Origin of the sequence: Streptomyces sp. NPDC093085, assembly GCF_040683935.1 — a bacterium.
In the GTDB taxonomy this organism is placed as follows: Bacteria; Actinomycetota; Actinomycetes; order Streptomycetales; family Streptomycetaceae; genus Streptomyces.
In genome coordinates this window covers 82,025-97,518 of the sequence record NZ_JBFBFB010000010.1, presented here as the reverse complement: position 1 = coordinate 97,518, position 15,494 = coordinate 82,025, and the positions used below count along the sequence as shown (strand labels likewise).

General features: G+C 71.7%; 16 protein-coding genes. 5 read left to right on the top strand and 11 right to left on the bottom strand.

Features of this window, described 5'->3' with window-relative positions:
• Nucleotides 1-164: 164 nt before the first annotated feature.
• The 4 genes from AB0O07_RS25165 to AB0O07_RS25150 all read right to left on the bottom strand — a co-directional run bounded on the left by AB0O07_RS25165 (nt 165) and on the right by AB0O07_RS25150 (nt 3,739).
• Nucleotides 165-803, bottom strand: a complete 639-nt coding sequence (locus AB0O07_RS25165; RefSeq protein ID WP_365637020.1) for a GNAT family N-acetyltransferase — start codon at nt 801-803, stop codon at nt 165-167.
• A 158-nt stretch (nt 804-961) separates the two neighbouring features.
• Nucleotides 962-1,825 carry a MetQ/NlpA family ABC transporter substrate-binding protein gene (locus AB0O07_RS25160; RefSeq protein WP_365637018.1) on the bottom strand — a complete coding sequence of 288 codons (864 nt, stop codon included), beginning with the start codon at nt 1,823-1,825 and terminating at the stop codon, nt 962-964.
• A gap of 118 nt (nt 1,826-1,943) precedes the next feature.
• Nucleotides 1,944-2,615, bottom strand: coding sequence for a methionine ABC transporter permease (locus tag AB0O07_RS25155; protein ID WP_365637014.1), 672 nt, complete (start codon nt 2,613-2,615; stop codon nt 1,944-1,946).
• On the bottom strand, nt 2,612-3,739 hold the full coding sequence (locus tag AB0O07_RS25150; RefSeq protein WP_365637012.1) for an ATP-binding cassette domain-containing protein: 1,128 nt from the start codon (nt 3,737-3,739) through the stop codon (nt 2,612-2,614). The genes AB0O07_RS25155 and AB0O07_RS25150 overlap by 4 nt, the downstream gene beginning before the upstream one ends.
• A 632-nt stretch (nt 3,740-4,371) precedes the next feature.
• On the opposite strand from AB0O07_RS25150, the gene AB0O07_RS25145 reads away from it, so the two are divergent.
• Both AB0O07_RS25145 and AB0O07_RS25140 read left to right on the top strand, forming a co-directional pair.
• Entirely contained in the window at nt 4,372-4,731 is a 360-nt protein-coding gene (locus AB0O07_RS25145; RefSeq protein WP_365637010.1) for a hypothetical protein, read from the top strand.
• 5 nt (nt 4,732-4,736) lie between these two features.
• Entirely contained in the window at nt 4,737-5,195 is a 459-nt protein-coding gene (locus AB0O07_RS25140; protein WP_365637008.1) for a hypothetical protein, read from the top strand.
• Between the two features lie 105 nt (nt 5,196-5,300).
• Here AB0O07_RS25140 and AB0O07_RS25135 read toward each other — a convergent pair whose 3' ends face one another.
• From AB0O07_RS25135 to AB0O07_RS25125, 3 genes are all read right to left on the bottom strand, one after another.
• Nucleotides 5,301-5,804: a GNAT family N-acetyltransferase gene (locus AB0O07_RS25135; RefSeq protein WP_365637006.1), complete on the bottom strand. Its 504-nt coding sequence runs from the start codon at nt 5,802-5,804 to the stop codon at nt 5,301-5,303.
• 36 nt (nt 5,805-5,840) lie between these two features.
• Entirely contained in the window at nt 5,841-6,419 is a 579-nt protein-coding gene (locus AB0O07_RS25130) for a sigma-70 family RNA polymerase sigma factor (RefSeq protein WP_365637003.1), read from the bottom strand.
• A gap of 75 nt (nt 6,420-6,494) precedes the next feature.
• Entirely contained in the window at nt 6,495-7,661 is a 1,167-nt protein-coding gene (locus AB0O07_RS25125) for a glycerophosphodiester phosphodiesterase (protein ID WP_365637001.1), read from the bottom strand.
• Between the two features lie 295 nt (nt 7,662-7,956).
• Between AB0O07_RS25125 and AB0O07_RS25120 the strand changes: the two genes are divergently transcribed.
• A complete protein-coding gene (locus AB0O07_RS25120) occupies nt 7,957-8,586 on the top strand; it encodes a lysophospholipid acyltransferase family protein (RefSeq protein ID WP_365637310.1) in 630 nt (209 codons plus the stop codon).
• Between the two features lie 52 nt (nt 8,587-8,638).
• Here the strand turns inward: AB0O07_RS25120 and AB0O07_RS25115 are convergent, their stop codons facing one another.
• Both AB0O07_RS25115 and AB0O07_RS25110 read right to left on the bottom strand, forming a co-directional pair.
• Nucleotides 8,639-10,198 (bottom strand): MFS transporter, encoded by a 1,560-nt coding sequence (locus tag AB0O07_RS25115; RefSeq protein WP_365636999.1) that lies wholly within the window; start codon nt 10,196-10,198, stop codon nt 8,639-8,641.
• Complete coding sequence (locus AB0O07_RS25110) at nt 10,195-10,743, bottom strand: helix-turn-helix domain-containing protein (RefSeq protein WP_365636997.1); 549 nt, start codon at nt 10,741-10,743, stop codon at nt 10,195-10,197. The genes AB0O07_RS25115 and AB0O07_RS25110 overlap by 4 nt, the downstream gene beginning before the upstream one ends.
• A gap of 203 nt (nt 10,744-10,946) precedes the next feature.
• Between AB0O07_RS25110 and AB0O07_RS25105 the strand changes: the two genes are divergently transcribed.
• Nucleotides 10,947-11,465 carry a hypothetical protein gene (locus tag AB0O07_RS25105; RefSeq protein WP_365636995.1) on the top strand — a complete coding sequence of 173 codons (519 nt, stop codon included), beginning with the start codon at nt 10,947-10,949 and terminating at the stop codon, nt 11,463-11,465.
• Nucleotides 11,466-11,501: 36 nt separating this feature from the next.
• On the opposite strand, the gene argH is transcribed toward AB0O07_RS25105, so the two are convergent.
• Together argH and AB0O07_RS25095 are read right to left on the bottom strand one after the other, a co-directional pair.
• Nucleotides 11,502-12,929 carry an argininosuccinate lyase gene (gene argH / locus AB0O07_RS25100; RefSeq protein WP_365636992.1) on the bottom strand — a complete coding sequence of 476 codons (1,428 nt, stop codon included), beginning with the start codon at nt 12,927-12,929 and terminating at the stop codon, nt 11,502-11,504.
• Between the two features lie 121 nt (nt 12,930-13,050).
• Nucleotides 13,051-14,244 (bottom strand): argininosuccinate synthase, encoded by a 1,194-nt coding sequence (locus tag AB0O07_RS25095; protein ID WP_365636990.1) that lies wholly within the window; start codon nt 14,242-14,244, stop codon nt 13,051-13,053.
• A gap of 241 nt (nt 14,245-14,485) precedes the next feature.
• Here AB0O07_RS25095 and AB0O07_RS25090 point away from each other — a divergent pair, with 241 nt between their 5' ends.
• Complete coding sequence (locus AB0O07_RS25090; RefSeq protein WP_365636988.1) at nt 14,486-15,397, top strand: hypothetical protein; 912 nt, start codon at nt 14,486-14,488, stop codon at nt 15,395-15,397.
• The last annotated feature ends 97 nt before the right edge of the window (nt 15,398-15,494 follow it).

Genomic DNA, 15,494 nt, shown 5'->3' with positions numbered 1-15,494 from the left:
CGAAGGTTGTCGCGGGTGGGGTCGTACCGGGTGGTGCGGTGTACCGGAGTGGTGCGGTGTACCGGAGTGGTGCGGTGTACCGGAGTGGTGCGGGTGTATCACGGGGTGCGGGTGGCGCCGTACGAGGTGGTGGTGCGTGGGGGCGCGTACGCGGTACCGCGGGGTCAGCGCCAGTCGCGGAGGGAGGCGTGGCCGCCCGCGTCCGCCAGCGGGGCGGAGATGCCTTCCAGGTCCTCGGGGAGGAGGCTCCAGACGATGAGGTCGGTCCGGATGTCGGTCCAGCCGCCGTCCTCGGTCTGGGAGCGCGCTATCCAGGCGTTGCGCAGCACTCCTTCGCTGATGCAGCCGATCTTCTGGGCGACCTGCTGGGCCGCGGTGTTGTCGGCGGCGGTGCGCACCTCGATCCGTTCGAACCGCATGTCGCGGAAGAGCCACTGGGCGACGGCGAGCATGGCCTCGGTGGCGTATCCCTCGCCGCGCGCCCAGGAGGCGGTGACATACCCCGCCTCGGTGGCGCGCGCGGTCCAGTTGGTCTTGCGCAGCCGGATGACGCCGACGAGGCGCTGGGTCAGGAACTCGTGGACGGCGAAGGCGATGCCGCGTCCCGCCCGGCGCTCACCGGGCGCGATTCTGCGGACCCACACCTCGGCGTCCTTGGGGGTGTAGGGATGGGGCACGGAGGTCCAGGCCGTGACCATCTCGTCGTTCATCATGTCGATGTGCGCCGGGATGTCGGTGAGTTCGAAAGGGCGCAGCACCAACCGCTCCGTGGAGATGGAGACGTCCGGGAAGGTGGTAGTCATGCCAGCTCCATGCCTCAGTCCGTCGTAAAGGCACAGCATGCAACATCCGGAGGAGATGCGCATGGCCGGGGCGGCGGAGATGCGTGTGCCCCGCACACGTGTCGGTGTGTGCGGGGCGCGCGCGGGCAAGGAGGGGGCGGGGGCGGTGACTTGGCGGGTCAGCCGGCCGCGCCGAAGGAGGGGATGACCGAGCCGTCGTAGGTGTCGTCGATGTACTTCTTGACCTCGTCCGAGTTGAGGAGCTTCGCGAGCTTCACGACGCGGGGGTCCTTCTCGTTGCCGCGCTTGACGGCGAGGAAGTTGGCGTACGGGTTGCCTTCGGCCTTCTCCAGGGCGAGGGCGTCCTCGGCGGGCTTGAGCTTGGCCTCGATGGCGTAGTTGCCGTTGATGACGGCGGCGTCCACGTCGTTCAGGGCGCGGGGCAGGGTGGCGGCCTCCAGCTCCTTGAACTTCAGGCCCTTGGCGTCCTTGACGGCGGAGAGGTTGGCCTCGGAGCCCGCGCCGTCCTTGAGGGTGATCACACCGTTGTCGGCGAGCAGCTTGAGCGCGCGGCCCTCGTTGGTGGTGTCGTTGGGGATGGCGACGGTCTGGCCCGCCTTGAGATCCGTCAGCTTCTTGATCTTGCTGGAGTAGAGGCCGAGGGGCTCCAGCTCGACATTGACGACGGGCACGATGTCGGTGCCCTTCTTCTTGTTGAAGTCGTCGAGGTACGGCTTGTGCTGGAAGAAGTTGGCGTCGACCTCGCCGCTCTGGGTGGCGGTGTTGGGCAGGACGTAGTCCGTGAACTCCTTGACCTCCAGCTTGAGGCCGGCCTTCTCGGCGAGGTTCTTCTTGACGAAGTTCAGGATGTCGGCGTGCGGGGTCGGGGACGCGGCGACGACCAGCGGCTTCGAGGCGTCGGCCGAGGCACCGGCCGGGGAGGCGCCGGAGCCCGGGTCCGAGGAGGTGCCGCAGGCGCTGAGGCCGAGGGCGAGTGCCGTGGTGACGGCGGCGGTCGCGGTGAGCTTGAGGGTGGTACGCACGAAGAGTGCCTCTTTCGGGAGATGCGGGTGACGTCGGCCCGGACAAGGAGTGCGGGCGTTCTTGGGGTGCGGGGGGTCTCGGGGGGGCTCGGGGGGCAGGGGGTTCTGCGGGCGGGTGTCAGGTGGCGGTACGGCCTCGGCGGGCCAGCAGCCGTACGACGCCGTCGCCGAGCAGCTGGATGACGCTGACCAGTGCGATGAGCACCACGACCGTGGCGATCATGAAGCCGTTCTCGAAGCGCTGGAAGCCGTAGGTGACGGCCTTGGAGCCGAGGCCCTCACCGCCCACGGCGCCCGCCATCGCCGAGTAGCCGATGAGGACGATGAGGGTGGTGGTGACGGCGGAGACCAGGGAGGGCAGGGCCTGCGGGAGCAGGACCTTGCGGACGATGGTGGGGATCGAGCCGCCCATCGCCTCGACGGCCTCGACCAGCCCGTGGTCGACCTCGCGGATCGCCGTCTCGACCAGGCGCGCGAAGAAGGGGATGGCGCCGATCGCGAGCGGCACGATCATGGCGGTGGGGCCGATGAAGGTGCCGACGACCAGGGTGGTGAAGGGGATCAGCGCGATCAGCAGGATCATGAACGGCAGCGAGCGGCCGATGTTCACGATCACCCCGACGACCTTGTTGACCAGGGCGTTCCGGAGCAGTCCGCCCTTGTCGGTGAGGACCAGCAGAATGCCGAGCGGGAGTCCGCCGGCGACGGTGACGAGCGCGGACCAGAGCACCATGTAGAGGGTGTCGAGGGTCCCCTGGACCAGCAGCGGCTGCATCTCCGACCAGGTCACTTGGCATCTTCCTTCACCGGTGCGAGGGGCTTGGCCGGGGCTTCGGGGGCGGCCTCGGCGTCGGCCGGGGCCGTGGGTTCGGGAGCGGCCGGCTCCGGGGTCCCGGTCTCGTCCGGGTCGACCACCTCCGCCTGGAGGCCCTGCTCCCGCAGGAAGCCGACCGGGACGACGTTCTCCGCGTACGTGCCGGGGAGTTCGATCCGCATCCGGCCGATCTGGCGTCCGCCGACGGTGTCCATCGCGGCGCCCAGGATCGATATGTCGATGTTGTAGGTCCGGGCGAGCTGGGAGATCACCGGCTGGGTGGCCGCCTCGCCGTGGAAGGTGACGTCGACGACCGTACGGCCGGGGGCGGAGGCGGTGCCGCCCACCGGGAAGAGCTCCTGGGCGAGCTGGGAGCCGGGGGTGGCGAGGAGTTCGCCGACGGTGCCGGACTCGACGACGCGGCCCCGGCTCATCAGCGCCGCGGAGTCACAGATCGTCTTCACGACCTCCATCTCGTGGGTGATGAGCAGGACGGTGAGGCCGAGCTGCCGGTTGAGGTCGCGCAGGAGCTGGAGGATGGAGCGGGTGGTCTCCGGGTCGAGGGCGCTGGTCGCCTCGTCGGAGAGGAGCACCTTCGGGGAGCCCGCCAGCGCGCGGGCGATGCCGACGCGCTGCTTCTGGCCGCCGGAGAGCTGGGCGGGGTACGCCTTGGCCTTGTCGGCGAGGCCGACCAGGTCGAGCAGTTCCAGGGCGCGGCGGGAGCGTTCGGCGCCGCTGACGCCGAGGATCTCCAGCGGGAGTTCGATGTTGTCCTTGACGGTGCGCGAGGAGAGCAGGTTGAAGTGCTGGAAGACCATGCCGATCGAGCTGCGGGCGCGGCGCAGTTCCCGGCCGGCCCGGCGGCCCCGTCCGGCGAGCGCGGTGAGGTCCCGGCCGTCGACGGTGACCGTGCCGGCGGTGGGGCGTTCGAGGAGGTTGACGCAGCGGATCAGCGAGGACTTGCCGGCGCCGCTGCGGCCCACGACGCCGTAGACCTCGCCCTCGCGGACATGCAGGTCGACGCCGTCGAGCGCGGTGACCTCACGGTCGCGCGCGTGCGCGGACCGGTAGACCTTCGTCAGGCCCTTGGTGGTGATCACAGGGGTTTCCGTCACTGTCGAGTGCGCGGCGAAGGGGTACGCCGGGCACGGGGCATGGGTCGGTGCCGCGCGGGACGCCGGAGCGGTGGGTGACCGGGGTGCGGCGGGGTCACGGGGCGGGGTGGGCCCGGCCGGGCGCGGGCGCGCGGGGCGGGGCTGCTCGCTTCGGGGCGCGAGCGTGCGGGGCGGGGACCCTCAGCGGGAGCACATTCGACACAGACAACGAGCACCGGGCGTCATGTTCGCCTCGGTCGCGGGGGCGCGGTAGCTCGTCGTGGTCATGCGGCCAGTAAAACAGACATCAGAACGCCCTCCGGGCGAGTGTCCGAATAGCGGAACAAAACGTCGCACGATATGGACGCCCTGACGGAGGCCCCGCTTCCGTCCCGGCGCTCCCCCGAGCCTCCGAGCCGTCCCACGGCACCCTTCCTGACCTGCACCGATACAGCGTAGCGCGGGGGCGAGGACCGGTCCTGACCGGGTCCGGCCCGGGTGCCGGCACGGACCGCGGGCGCCGGGCGCTGTGGCCAACACCACGGTGGCAGGCGCGGCAGTACGGCACGGCGGTACGCACGGCGGGGCGGCCGGGGGCGGGCGAGGGGGGCCTTTCGCACCGTAATACCCTCAAGCCCATGCTTGTCGCCCTGACGGTCGCGGTCTCCGTGACCGCGCTCGTCCTCGCCGCCTGGTGCGGCCATGCCGCCTATCGCGACCAGCCCACCAAGGACTGGCACTTCATCGGCATGGCGGTGGTGTCGCTGCTGGCGCTGGCGCAGCTCGGGGTGGGGATCTTCCGGCTGGCGGGCGGCGACCGGCCCGCCGACTCCACGGTCATCTTCGTCTCGTATCTGCTGGGCGCCCTGCTCGCGGTGCCGGCGGCCGGGTTCCTGTCGCTGGGCGAGCGGACCCGGTGGGGTTCGGCGACGGTCGCCGCCGGAGCGGTCGTCCTGGCGGTGCTGGAAGTGCGGCTGCACGACATCTGGGGAGGCTGACCCGTATGAGTACCCGTACGAGCGCCGAGGCGTCGCGGACACCGGGGGCGCGTGGCCGGCTGGTCAAGGGGCCGGGGCTGCTGCTGCTCTGGCTGTACGGGGTGATGTCGGTGGGCGCGGTCTCGCGCTCGGCGTACCAGATCGCCACGGAGTTCGACCGCGCGCCGCTGGCCTACTCGCTCTCGGCCGTGGCGGCCGTCGTCTACGCGTTCATCACCTACGCCCTGGTGCGCGGCGGCGAGGCGGCCCGCCGGGTGGCGCTGGCGTGCTGTGCCGCCGAGTTCATCGGGGTGGTGACGGTGGGGACATGGACGCTGGTGGACCCGTCGGCCTTCCCGGACGCCACGGTCTGGTCCGACTACGGGATGGGGTATCTCTTCATCCCGGTCCTGCTGCCGGTCACGGGCATCGTCTGGCTGCGCGGGCGGGCATCGGCGGAGGCGGAATCCCCTGAGGCTCCCTAGGGGCCGTCGTCCGGCCCCGGCCGGTCCGTCGTCCGGCCCCGGCCGGCCTGTATCCGTACCGGCCGGTCCGTGTCCGTACCGGACCGTGAGGATTCCGCCCGCCCGTCAGGCGCTGGCCGCGTACGCGCGGTCGACGGCCGGCTTCTCCAGGGTGACGAGCCGCAGCTTCGGCCCCACCTGCTCCGTCGCCACCGGCGCGTACCCGCGGCTGCGGTAGAGCCGCAGGTTGCCCTCGCTGCGGTGGCCGGTGAAGAGCTGGAAGCGGCGCGCGGCCGGCTCCGCCGCGAAGTGCACCTCTATGGCGTCGAGCAGCCGCCCGCCGAGGCCGTGCCTGCGCAGCCTCGGATGGACGATGAGTTTGGCGATCCGGGCCGTGCCGTCCGCGTCCACGCTGCCCCGTACCGAGGCCACCACCTCGTCCCCGAGGCGCGCCACCAGGCCGTGCCCGGCGGCGAGTTCGGCCCGCAGTCCGTCGAGCGTCTGGGTCAGCGGCTCGATGGTGTAGTCACCGTAGAGTTCCGCCTCGTTCTGGTAACACAGGTACTGGAGTTTGAGGATCTGCTCCGCGTCCTGCGCACCCGCCGCTGAGATGGTCACGCTCATGCCCATGTGTGCATGCCTCCCGCTCACTTGGTCCGCCGATGTCTACCGCTCCTTTCCCCTTCGTTCAGGAGCCGCAACCTCCGCGGCGAGCATTCTGCGCAGACATCCCAGACATCTCGATCTCAACGGCCCCAGACTGCCCTGTGACATACCCAACTCCCCCGCCATCTCCCGGTAGGTGAGGTCCTTCGTGGAGAGCATCGCGGTCAGGACACCGGGGCAGCGTCCCGGGGTGCGGCCGACGGCCGCGCGGACCGCGCGCTCGCGGTCGGTGCGGAGCGCGATCCGCTCCGGGTCCGACTCGGCGTCGGCGGCGGGTTCATGGCGGTACGCCCGCTCCCTGGCGGCGGTGCGCCGGGCCCGCCGCGCCTCGGCCCGTACGGCGTCCCGCACCCGGCGCGCCGGGTCGCCGAGGGCGCCCGTGCCCGGGGGCCGCTCCAGCAGCCTTACCCACGCGCCCTGTTCGAGATCGCCCGCGTCGACCCCGGCCGCCGGGGCCTCCGCCGCCGCCTCGGCCCGTACCAGCGGGAGCAGGGTGCGGACGAGGCGGTGCGCCGGGCCGTCGGGAGCGTCCGGCGGAAGGGGTACGAGGAGGGGCCCGGAGGCTCGCGGTGGCGTCATGTCCCGCGTGACGTCCGGGCGCCCGGGGACGGTTGCCCCCCGGCCGGGCAGTCACCCGACCGGGGGATGCGGGGGTCAGCGGCTGACGAAGTCCGCCCGGGCGAGCAGGCCGGTGTCCGGGTTGTCGGTGAAGATGCCGTCGATGCCCTGTTCGAAGTAGGTCCGGAACGCGCCGAAGGCGTCGCCGTACGCGTTCGGGTCCGTACCGCGCCGGAAGTCGGCGGGCAGGAAGGCGTTCTCGTCGCGGAGCGTGTACGGGTGGAGGAGCAGGCCCCGGGCGTGCGCGTCCCGTACGAGGGTGGTGGGCGTGGTGAGCCTGCCCGTGGCGTCCTTCGGGATGATCAGGTCCAGCGTGGGGCCGATGCCCTGCGCGAAGGACGCGATCCACTTCAGCCCCTCGGGCGTGACCAGGTCGGCGACGGTCCTGGGGTCGCCGGTGGCGGTGAAGTCCCAGGGGCGGGAGGAGGCGGCGTCGAGCAGGACGATGCGCGGGGAGTCGACCAGCTTCGCCATCCGGCGCATGCTGCTCGGCTCGAAGGACTGGAGGAAGATCGCGGAGTCGGCGCGGTCCCTGCGGTAGGCGCGGAGCAGCTTGGCGAAGGGCTCCTCCAGGCCGAGGCCGATCCCCCGGAAGTAGGTGGGGTGCTTGGTCTCGGTGTAGAGCCAGACGGTGCGGCCGAGGCGGCGACCCTGCTCGTCGGCCCAGCGCAGCACCTCTTCGAAGGTGGGGACCGTCCAGCGGCCGTTGTAGAGGGTGTTGTGCTGCCGCACGCCCGGGATGCGCTCGACGGCGCGCAGCGTCTTCAGCTCGGCGAGCGTGAAGTCCTCGGTGAACCAGCCGGTGAGGCTCACCCCGTCGATGGTCTTGGTGGTCCGGCGGCTCGCGAACTCCGGGTGGTCCGCGACATCCGTGGTGGCGGTGATGTCGTTCTCGTGACGGCACACCAGATGCCCGTCCTTGGTGGGCACCAGGTCCTGCTCGATGACGTGCGCGCCGAGGTCCAGGGCGTGCTGGTACGAGCCGAGGGTGTGCTCGGGGCGGTAGCCGCTGGCGCCCCGGTGGCCGATGATCGTGGGCACGGGGAGGGCGCCGGGCCTGCCGTGGCCGGGGCCGCCCTGGCCGCCCGTGCCGCGCTCGGCCGCGTGGGCCGTGGCGGGCAGGGCGAGGGCCGCCGCCGAGCCGAGCACCGCCGCGCCCAGTACGCTCCGCCGTCCCGGCGTGTTGCGCGCACCCTGTGTCATGAAGGCTCCTTCGATCGGTTCGTACCGGTCCAACGCGGGCCCGAGCGTAGGCGGCTGTCCCCTCCGTACGGGAGACGATCACACGAACGTGCCGGAAACGCGGGTCAACAGTGCGTATCCACTCCGTGAACCGGATGTGCGCCGCCCCCGGGCCGCGAGTACGGTACTCAACTGCGTGGATTTGCTCGGCCGTCCAACAAACGCTCCACAGCTCCACCGTCCGAAGAACCGCACCACTGACACGGAGGACCCGTTGTCCCGCTTCGCCCTCATCAAGGCAGTGCTCGGGCCGGTCATGCGCCTGATGTTCCGTACGCGGGTGGAGGGCGCCGAGCACATCCCGGGGAGCGGCCCCGTCATCCTCGCCGGGAACCACCTCACCTTCATCGACTCGATGGTCCTGCCGCTCGTCTGCGACCGTCAGGTCTTCTTCATCGGCAAGGACGAGTACGTCACGGGCAAGGGGCTCAAGGGCCGGCTGATGGCCTGGTTCTTCACCGGCGTCGGCATGATCCCGGTCGACCGGGACGGCGGCCGGGGCGGGGTCGCCGCGCTGATGACCGGGCGCGGGGTGCTGGAGCGCGGCCAGGTCTTCGGCATCTACCCGGAGGGCACCCGCTCCCCCGACGGCCGGCTCTACCGGGGGCGTACGGGGATCGCGCGGCTGACGCTGATGACGGGCGCGCCGGTGGTCCCGTTCGCGATGATCGGCACGGACAAGCTCCAGCCGAAGGGGACGGGCATGCCGCGCTTCGGCAAGGTGACGGTGCGTTTCGGCAAGCCGATGGAGTTCTCCCGGTACGAGGGGATGGACCGGGACCGCTATGTGCTGCGCGCGGTGACGGACTCGGTGATGACCGAGGTGATGGAGTTGTCGGGGCAGGAGTACGTGGACGTCTACGCCACCAAGGCGAAGGCGGCGTAGGCCCGGCCGTCTTCCGCGCGGACCTGCCGCCGGCCCGGTCCGCGCGGACCGGTCACGCCGGAGGTTCCGGCCGGGGCTCCGCGCCCTCCGCCAGCCGCTGACCCTTGAGCAGGAACCAGGCGGCCACCGCCGTCGCCAGCAGGACCGCCGCGCCCACCCCCGACGCGAGCCGCAGGCCCTCGACAAAGCTGTCCCTGGCCGCCGCGAGCAGCTCCGCCGCGGCCTGGGGCGGGAGGGTGGCGGCGGCGTCCACCGCGCCGCCCAGCGACTGGTGGGCCTCGGCGGCGGTGGCGGCGGCGACGCCCGGCGGGGTGGGGAAGTCGCGGTAGACCCCGGTGACGACGGAGCCGAGCAGGGCGATACCGAGCGCGGCGCCCAGTTCGTACGCCGTCTCCGAAACCGCGGAGGCGGCGCCCGCCTGCTCCTTGGGGACGCTGGAGAGGATCACGTCCGCCGTGACGGTGAACGAGAAGCCCGCTCCGGCCCCGACGAGCAGCAGCACCGCCCCCAGCAGCGGATAGCCGGTGGAGTGGCTCAGCCCGGTCATCACCGCGAGCGGTACGCCGATCGCCGCGAGCCCCCCGGAGACCACGGCCCGTACGGAGAACCGGCGCGCGGCCCGCCCCGCGAGCAGTCCGGTGGTCACCGCCCCGACGGCGGCGGGCAGTTCGGCGAGACCGGCCTCCAGCGGGCCGCGCCCCTGCACCAGTTGGAGGAACTGGGAGAGGAAGAAGACCAGCCCGGACAGACCGAGGATGGTCAGCAGATCGGCGAGTACGGCGCCGGAGAAGCCCCGGTGGCGGAAGAGCCGCACATCCAGCAGCGGTGCGGGCAGGGTGAGCTGGCGGCGCCAGAACCAGCAGAGCGCCGCCACCCCGGCCACCGCGGTCACGGCGACCTCCGCGCCCGCCCCGTGCGCGGCGGCCTCCTTGACCGCGTACACGACGCCGACGATGCCGATGAGCGAGAGCGCCACGCTGAGCAGGTCCCAGGGGCCCGGGGCCGGGTCCTTGGACTCGGGGAGGGTGCGCAGGCCGACGAGGACGAGCACCGCCATCACCGGCAGGTTGATCAGGAACACCGATCCCCACCAGAAGTGCTCCAGCAGGAAGCCTCCGACGACCGGTCCCACCGCCGCGCCCGCCGAGGCCATCGCGCCCCAGATGCCGATGGCGAGGCTGCGTTCGCGGGGGTCGTGGAAGAGATGGCGGATCAGGGCGAGCGTGGCGGGCATCAGGGTGGCGCCGGCGGCGCCGAGCAGCGCCCGCGCCACGATCATCATCTCGGGGCTGGTCGCGTAGGCGTTGAGCACGGAGATGCCGCCGAACGCGACCGCGCCCGTCAGCAGCAGCTTCTTGCGGCCGATGCGGTCGCCGAGGCTGCCCATCGAGACCAGCAGGCCCGCGATGACGAAGGAGTAGATGTCGCCGATCCAGAGCAACTGGGTGCTGGAGGGCTTGAGGTCCTCGCTGAGGAAGGGGGTGGCGAGGCCGAGGACGGTGGCGTCCACGGCGACCAGCAGCACCGCCAGGACGAGCACGGCGAGCGCGATCCACCGCTCCGGCCTGGGCTGGGGCTCGCTGCCCGTCGCGGCCGGGTGGGTGCTCGTCATGTGTCCACGCTCCGCCGTGCCCCGCCGAGCAGCAACTCGGCGATCATGTAAGGGAAGTCCCGGGCGGCGACCCGGCCGTCCTGGATCGCCCAGGCCCCGGCGCCGATGAGTCCGTACAGCGCCTCGGTCAGCCAGGCCGGGCTGAGGTCGATCCGGAAGGTGCCCTCCCGCTGGCCGCGCCGGAAGAGGGCGGAGATCCGGGCGTCGATCCGGTCCCAGCCCTTGTCGACCTCGCCCTCGAAGAGCTGGTTCTCGGTGATGAGGAAGGCGAGGAGCCCGGCGGCGGGCTCGACCCGTACGAGGAGCCGGCGCACCGCCTCGTCGGCGGGGCCCTCGTCGAGCCCGGCCTCGTCGAGCGCGGCCTCCAGCTCACGCAGGCCCAGCGCCTCCAGCGCCCTGATCAGCGCGTCCCGCCCGGCGAAGTGGCGGTGGAGGGTGGCGCGGCCGATCCCGGCGGCGCGGGCGACCTCGTCCATCGTGGCGGTCGCTTTGCGGGTGAGCAGGGCGGCGGCGGTGCGCAGCACCTGGTCACGGTCCATGGTCATGAGGCAACCATAACCAGAATGAGACAGCAATGCCTCATTCGATACGATGATCTACCAGCCGGAGAGCTGGACGGGGATCCGGACGGGGATCCAGGCAGAGAGGGGCGCCGGTCCGGACGCCGGTGCATATTTCGCCGCCGGGATGGACAGGCACGTACCCGGGACCGCGTATCGGGACCACGCGCCGGGAAGGGGCCGGGCCGATGGGAGACCGGAGACCGCTGCTGCTGATCGACGTCGACGGCCCGCTCAACCCGTACGGGGCCCTGGGCGACCCCCGGCCCCCGTACGGCTACACGGCCCATGTGATGCGCCCCGCCGCCTGGACCGGCCCCCGGCCGCTGACCGTGCTGCTCGACCCGGCGCACGGCGCGGAGCTGCGGGCCCTCGCCGGCCGGTACGAGCTGGTCTGGGCGACCACCTGGGAGGCGGACGCCAACATCTGGATCGGTCCGGTGCTGGGCCTGCCCGAGCTGCCGTACATCCGCTGGCCCGAGCGGCGCGGGCAGGCGGCCCCCGGGATCTTCTGGAAGACGCCGTACGTGGTGGAGTACGCGGCCGGGCGGCCGTTCGCCTGGGTCGACGACGAGGTCACCCCGTACGACCGGGAGTGGGTGGAGCGGGAACACGGCGCCGCCGCCCTGCTCCGGTACGTCGACCCCGGCACCGGGCTGACCCGGCCGGACTTCGAGGCGCTCGCGGAGTGGGCGGCGGCGCGGTAGGGCGTTCCGCACGCGTTCGGCGCGGACGGCGGGCGGCTACTTCTTCGCGGTGGCCCAGGCGTGCTGGATCACCAGGTCCGCCTTGACCTCGGCGAGCTGGGTGGCGACGGCGGAGGGCGCCGTACCGCCGCGTCCGCTGCGGGAGGCGAGCGAGCCGGCCACATTGAGGACCGAGCGGACGTCCGGGGTGAGGTGCTCGGAGATCTTGGCGAACTGCTCGTCGGTCAGCTCGTCCAGCTCGACGCCGAGCGACTCGCACTCCTTGACGCACTCCCCCGCGACCTCGTGCGCCACCCGGAACGGCACGCCCTGGCGGACCAGCCACTCGGCGATGTCCGTGGCGAGCGAGAACCCGGCCGGGGCCAGCTCCTCCATCCGCGTCCGGTTGACGGTCAGCGTGGCCATCATGCCGGTGAAGGCGGGGAGCAGGACCTCCAGTTGGTCGCAGGAGTCGAAGACCGGCTCCTTGTCCTCCTGGAGATCGCGGTTGTACGCGAGCGGGAGCGCCTTCAATGTGGCGAGCAGCCCGGTCAGATTGCCGATCAGCCGCCCGGACTTGCCGCGCGCCAGCTCAGCGATGTCCGGGTTCTTCTTCTGCGGCATGATCGACGAGCCGGTGGAGAACGCGTCGTGGAGGGTGACGAAGGAGAACTCCTTCGTGTTCCAGAGGATGATCTCCTCGGCGATCCGGGAGAGGTTGACGCCGGTCATCGCGGTGATGAAGGCGAACTCGGCCACGAAGTCCCGGGCGGCGGTGCCGTCGATCGAGTTGCCCGCCGAGCCGCGCTCGAAGCCGAGGTCGGCGGCGACCGCCTCGGGGTCGAGGCCGAGCGAGGAACCGGCGAGCGCGCCGGAGCCGTACGGGGAGACCGCCGTGCGCTTGTCCCACTGGCGGAGCCGCTCGGCGTCCCGGGAGAGGCTCTGGACATGGGCGAGCACATGGTGGGCGAAGAGGACGGGCTGGGCGTGCTGGAGGTGGGTACGGCCGGGCATGGCGACGTCCGGGTGCGCCTCGGCGAGCCCGACCAGCGCGTCCTGGAGGTCGGCGATCAGCCCGCCGATGATCCGGGCGTGGTCCCGCAGGTACATCCGGAAGAGCGTGGCGACCTGGTCGTTGCGGGAGCGGCCGGCCCGCAGCTTGCCGCCGAGGTCGGGGCCGAGCCGCTCCAGGAGGCCGCGCTCCAGGGCGGTGTGGACGTCCTCGTCGGCGACGGTGCCGGTGAACGAGCCGTCGGCGACATCCGCCTCCAGCTGGTCGAGCCCGGCGATCATGCGGGTGAGTTCGTCGGCGGTGAGCAGCCGCGCCTTGTGCAGGACGCGGGCGTGGGCGCGGGAGCCGGCGATGTCGTACGGCGCGAGCCGCCAGTCGAAGTGCACCGACGCGGACAGGGCGGCCAGCGCGTCCGAGGGGCCGTCGGCGAAGCGTCCGCCCCAGAGCCGGACGTCACCCTTGTTGCTGCTCACTGCGGAACTCCTTGGAGGGTTCGTGAAGCGTTCGTGAAGCGGGAAGAAGCGGGAACGAGCACGGCCGCGCCCCGCCGTGGAGGAGACGGGAACGCGGCCGTCGTACGGATAACGAGGCAGATCAGGCGAGGTCGCGGCGGGCGGCGATCTTGGAGGAAAGACCGAAGATCTCGATGAAGCCCTGGGCCTTGGACTGGTCGAAGGTGTCGCCCGAGTCGTAGGTGGCGAGGTTGAAGTCGTACAGCGACTCGTCGGACTTCCGGCCGGTGACGACGGCGCGGCCGCCGTGCAGGGTCATCCGGATGTCGCCGGTGACGTGCTGGTTGGCCTCGTCGATGAAGCCGTCCAGGGCGCGCTTGAGCGGGGAGAACCAGAGGCCGTCGTAGACGATCTCGCCCCAGCGCTGCTCGACCTGCCGCTTGTAGCGGGCCAGCTCGCGCTCGACCGTGACGTTCTCCAGCTCCTGGTGCGCGGTGATCAGCGCGATGGCGCCGGGGGCCTCGTAGATCTCCCGGGACTTGATGCCGACGAGCCGGTCCTCGACCATGTCGATCCGGCCGATGCCCTGGGCGCCGGCCCGCTCGTTGAGCTGCTGGATGGCCTGGAGGACGGTGACGGGCTTGCCGTCGATGGCGACCGGGACGCCCGCCTTGAAGGAGATGACCACCTCGTCGGCCTCGCGCGGGGTGGCCGGGTTGGAGGTGTACTCGTAGACGTCCTCGATCGGGGCGTTCCAGATGTCCTCCAGGAAGCCCGTCTCGACGGCGCGCCCGAAGACGTTCTGGTCGATGGAGTACGGGGACTTCTTGGTGGTCGCGATCGGGAGGTTCTTCGCCTCGCAGAAGGCGATCGCCTTGTCCCGGGTCATCGCGTAGTCACGGACCGGGGCGATGCACTTCAGGTCGGGGCCGAGCGCGGTGATCCCGGCCTCGAACCGCACCTGGTCGTTGCCCTTGCCGGTGCAGCCGTGGGCGACCGTGCCGGCGCCGTGCTTCTTGGCCGCGGCGACGAGGTGCTTGACGATGGTGGGCCGGGAGAGGGCGGAGACCAGCGGGTAGCGGTCCATGTACAGGGCGTTGGCCTTGATCGCCGGGAGGCAGTACTCCTCGGCGAACTCGTTCCTGGCGTCGGCGACCTCCGCCTCGACCGCACCGCAGGCGAGCGCGCGCTTGCGGATGACGTCCAGGTCCTCGCCACCCTGGCCGACGTCCACGGCGACGGCGATGACCTCGGCGCCCGTCTCCTCGGCGATCCAGCCGATGGCGACGGAGGTGTCCAGGCCGCCCGAGTAGGCGAGTACGACGCGCTCGGTCACGGGTTTCTCCTTACGGTGCATTCACTGATGGGCATAAGTATGCATCCCTCCGTATGTTTCGTCAATCTCGATGAGAGGCGTGAGGAAGCCCGATGAAATCGGAGTGACGGTTGAACGGTGGACGGCATCGCCCCGTACACCTCTCCGAACGCAGGCGCCGCGTTGCAGCACTCCAGGTCGAGCCGTCCGGCCCCCACCGGGCGGCCCTCCGCCGCATTTTTTATCCGAGTGAGGTTTCCGCATGTCCAGGGCTCTTCCGAAGTACAACAAGCGCCGCGTCCTGATCGCCGGCGGCGCCGCCGCTGTGGTGCTGTCCGGTGCCGTGATCGTCGGCAACGCCATGGCCGGAGAGGGCGACAGCGCCGCGCCGACGGCTTCGCCCGGCACGATCAGCTGCCCGGATGTCGCGGGTTCGCTGCCCGCGGTGCCGGCCTCCGCGCAGGCCGAGATCGACCGTAACCTCGCGCTCCTGAACACCCAGATCTCCGAGGCCAACCAGCGGCTGGTGGACACGGTCGGCCAGGGCGGCCCGAACTTCGTCCAGAACGCCATCCTCGGCCCGCTGACGGACAAGCGCGTCGCCACCATCAACCGCATGGCCACCGCCATCGGCCGCACCGCCGAGAAGCCGGTGGGTCTGGACGCGCTCGCCGCGTGCACCCTGAACGCGGGCGGCGGGAACGCGGGGGCGGGGAACGCCGGGAACGCCGGAGGCGGCGAGAACGCCGGGGACGCCGGGAACGGCGCCGGGAACGCGGGCAACGCCGGAGACGCCGGGAACGCCGGGGACACGGGCGCGGGGAACGAGGGCAACGCCGGGAACGCCGGTGCGGGCAACGCGGGGAACGGGAACACGGGCGCCGCCGGTACGGTCAACTGCCCGGATGTCGCGGGTTCGCTGCCCGCCGTCCCGGCCTCCGCACAGGCCGAGATCGACCGTAACCTCGCCCTCCTCAACACCCAGATCTCCGAGGCCAACCAGCGCATCGTCGACACCGTCGGCCAGGGCGGCCCCAACTTCGTCCAGAACGCCATCCTCGGCCCCCTCAAGGACAAGCGCGTCGCCACCATCAACCGCATGGCCACCGCCATCGGCCGCACCGCCGAGAAGCCGGCCGGCCTCGACGCGCTCGCCGAGTGCACCCTGAACTGACCTGTACGTAAGGCCCGTACGTAAGGCCCGTCCGACCCGACGCGTCGGACCGTACGGACGACCGGGACGCCGCCGTGGCCGCCGCGCCACGACGGCG

What these genes read in the sequence shown, in the direction of transcription:
- AB0O07_RS25165 (WP_365637020.1), bottom strand. Translation starts at nt 803, where the DNA reads ATGACTACCACCTTCCCGGACGTCTCCATCTCCACGGAGCGGTTGGTG.
- AB0O07_RS25145 (WP_365637010.1), top strand. Translation starts at nt 4,372, where the DNA reads ATGCTTGTCGCCCTGACGGTCGCGGTCTCCGTGACCGCGCTCGTCCTC.
- AB0O07_RS25140 (WP_365637008.1), top strand. Translation starts at nt 4,737, where the DNA reads ATGAGTACCCGTACGAGCGCCGAGGCGTCGCGGACACCGGGGGCGCGT.
- AB0O07_RS25135 (WP_365637006.1), bottom strand. Translation starts at nt 5,804, where the DNA reads ATGGGCATGAGCGTGACCATCTCAGCGGCGGGTGCGCAGGACGCGGAG.
- AB0O07_RS25130 (WP_365637003.1), bottom strand. Translation starts at nt 6,419, where the DNA reads ATGACGCCACCGCGAGCCTCCGGGCCCCTCCTCGTACCCCTTCCGCCG.
- AB0O07_RS25125 (WP_365637001.1), bottom strand. Translation starts at nt 7,661, where the DNA reads ATGACACAGGGTGCGCGCAACACGCCGGGACGGCGGAGCGTACTGGGC.
- AB0O07_RS25120 (WP_365637310.1), top strand. Translation starts at nt 7,957, where the DNA reads ATGCGCCTGATGTTCCGTACGCGGGTGGAGGGCGCCGAGCACATCCCG.
- AB0O07_RS25115 (WP_365636999.1), bottom strand. Translation starts at nt 10,198, where the DNA reads ATGACGAGCACCCACCCGGCCGCGACGGGCAGCGAGCCCCAGCCCAGG.
- AB0O07_RS25110 (WP_365636997.1), bottom strand. Translation starts at nt 10,743, where the DNA reads ATGACCATGGACCGTGACCAGGTGCTGCGCACCGCCGCCGCCCTGCTC.
- AB0O07_RS25105 (WP_365636995.1), top strand. Translation starts at nt 10,947, where the DNA reads ATGGGAGACCGGAGACCGCTGCTGCTGATCGACGTCGACGGCCCGCTC.
- AB0O07_RS25090 (WP_365636988.1), top strand. Translation starts at nt 14,486, where the DNA reads ATGTCCAGGGCTCTTCCGAAGTACAACAAGCGCCGCGTCCTGATCGCC.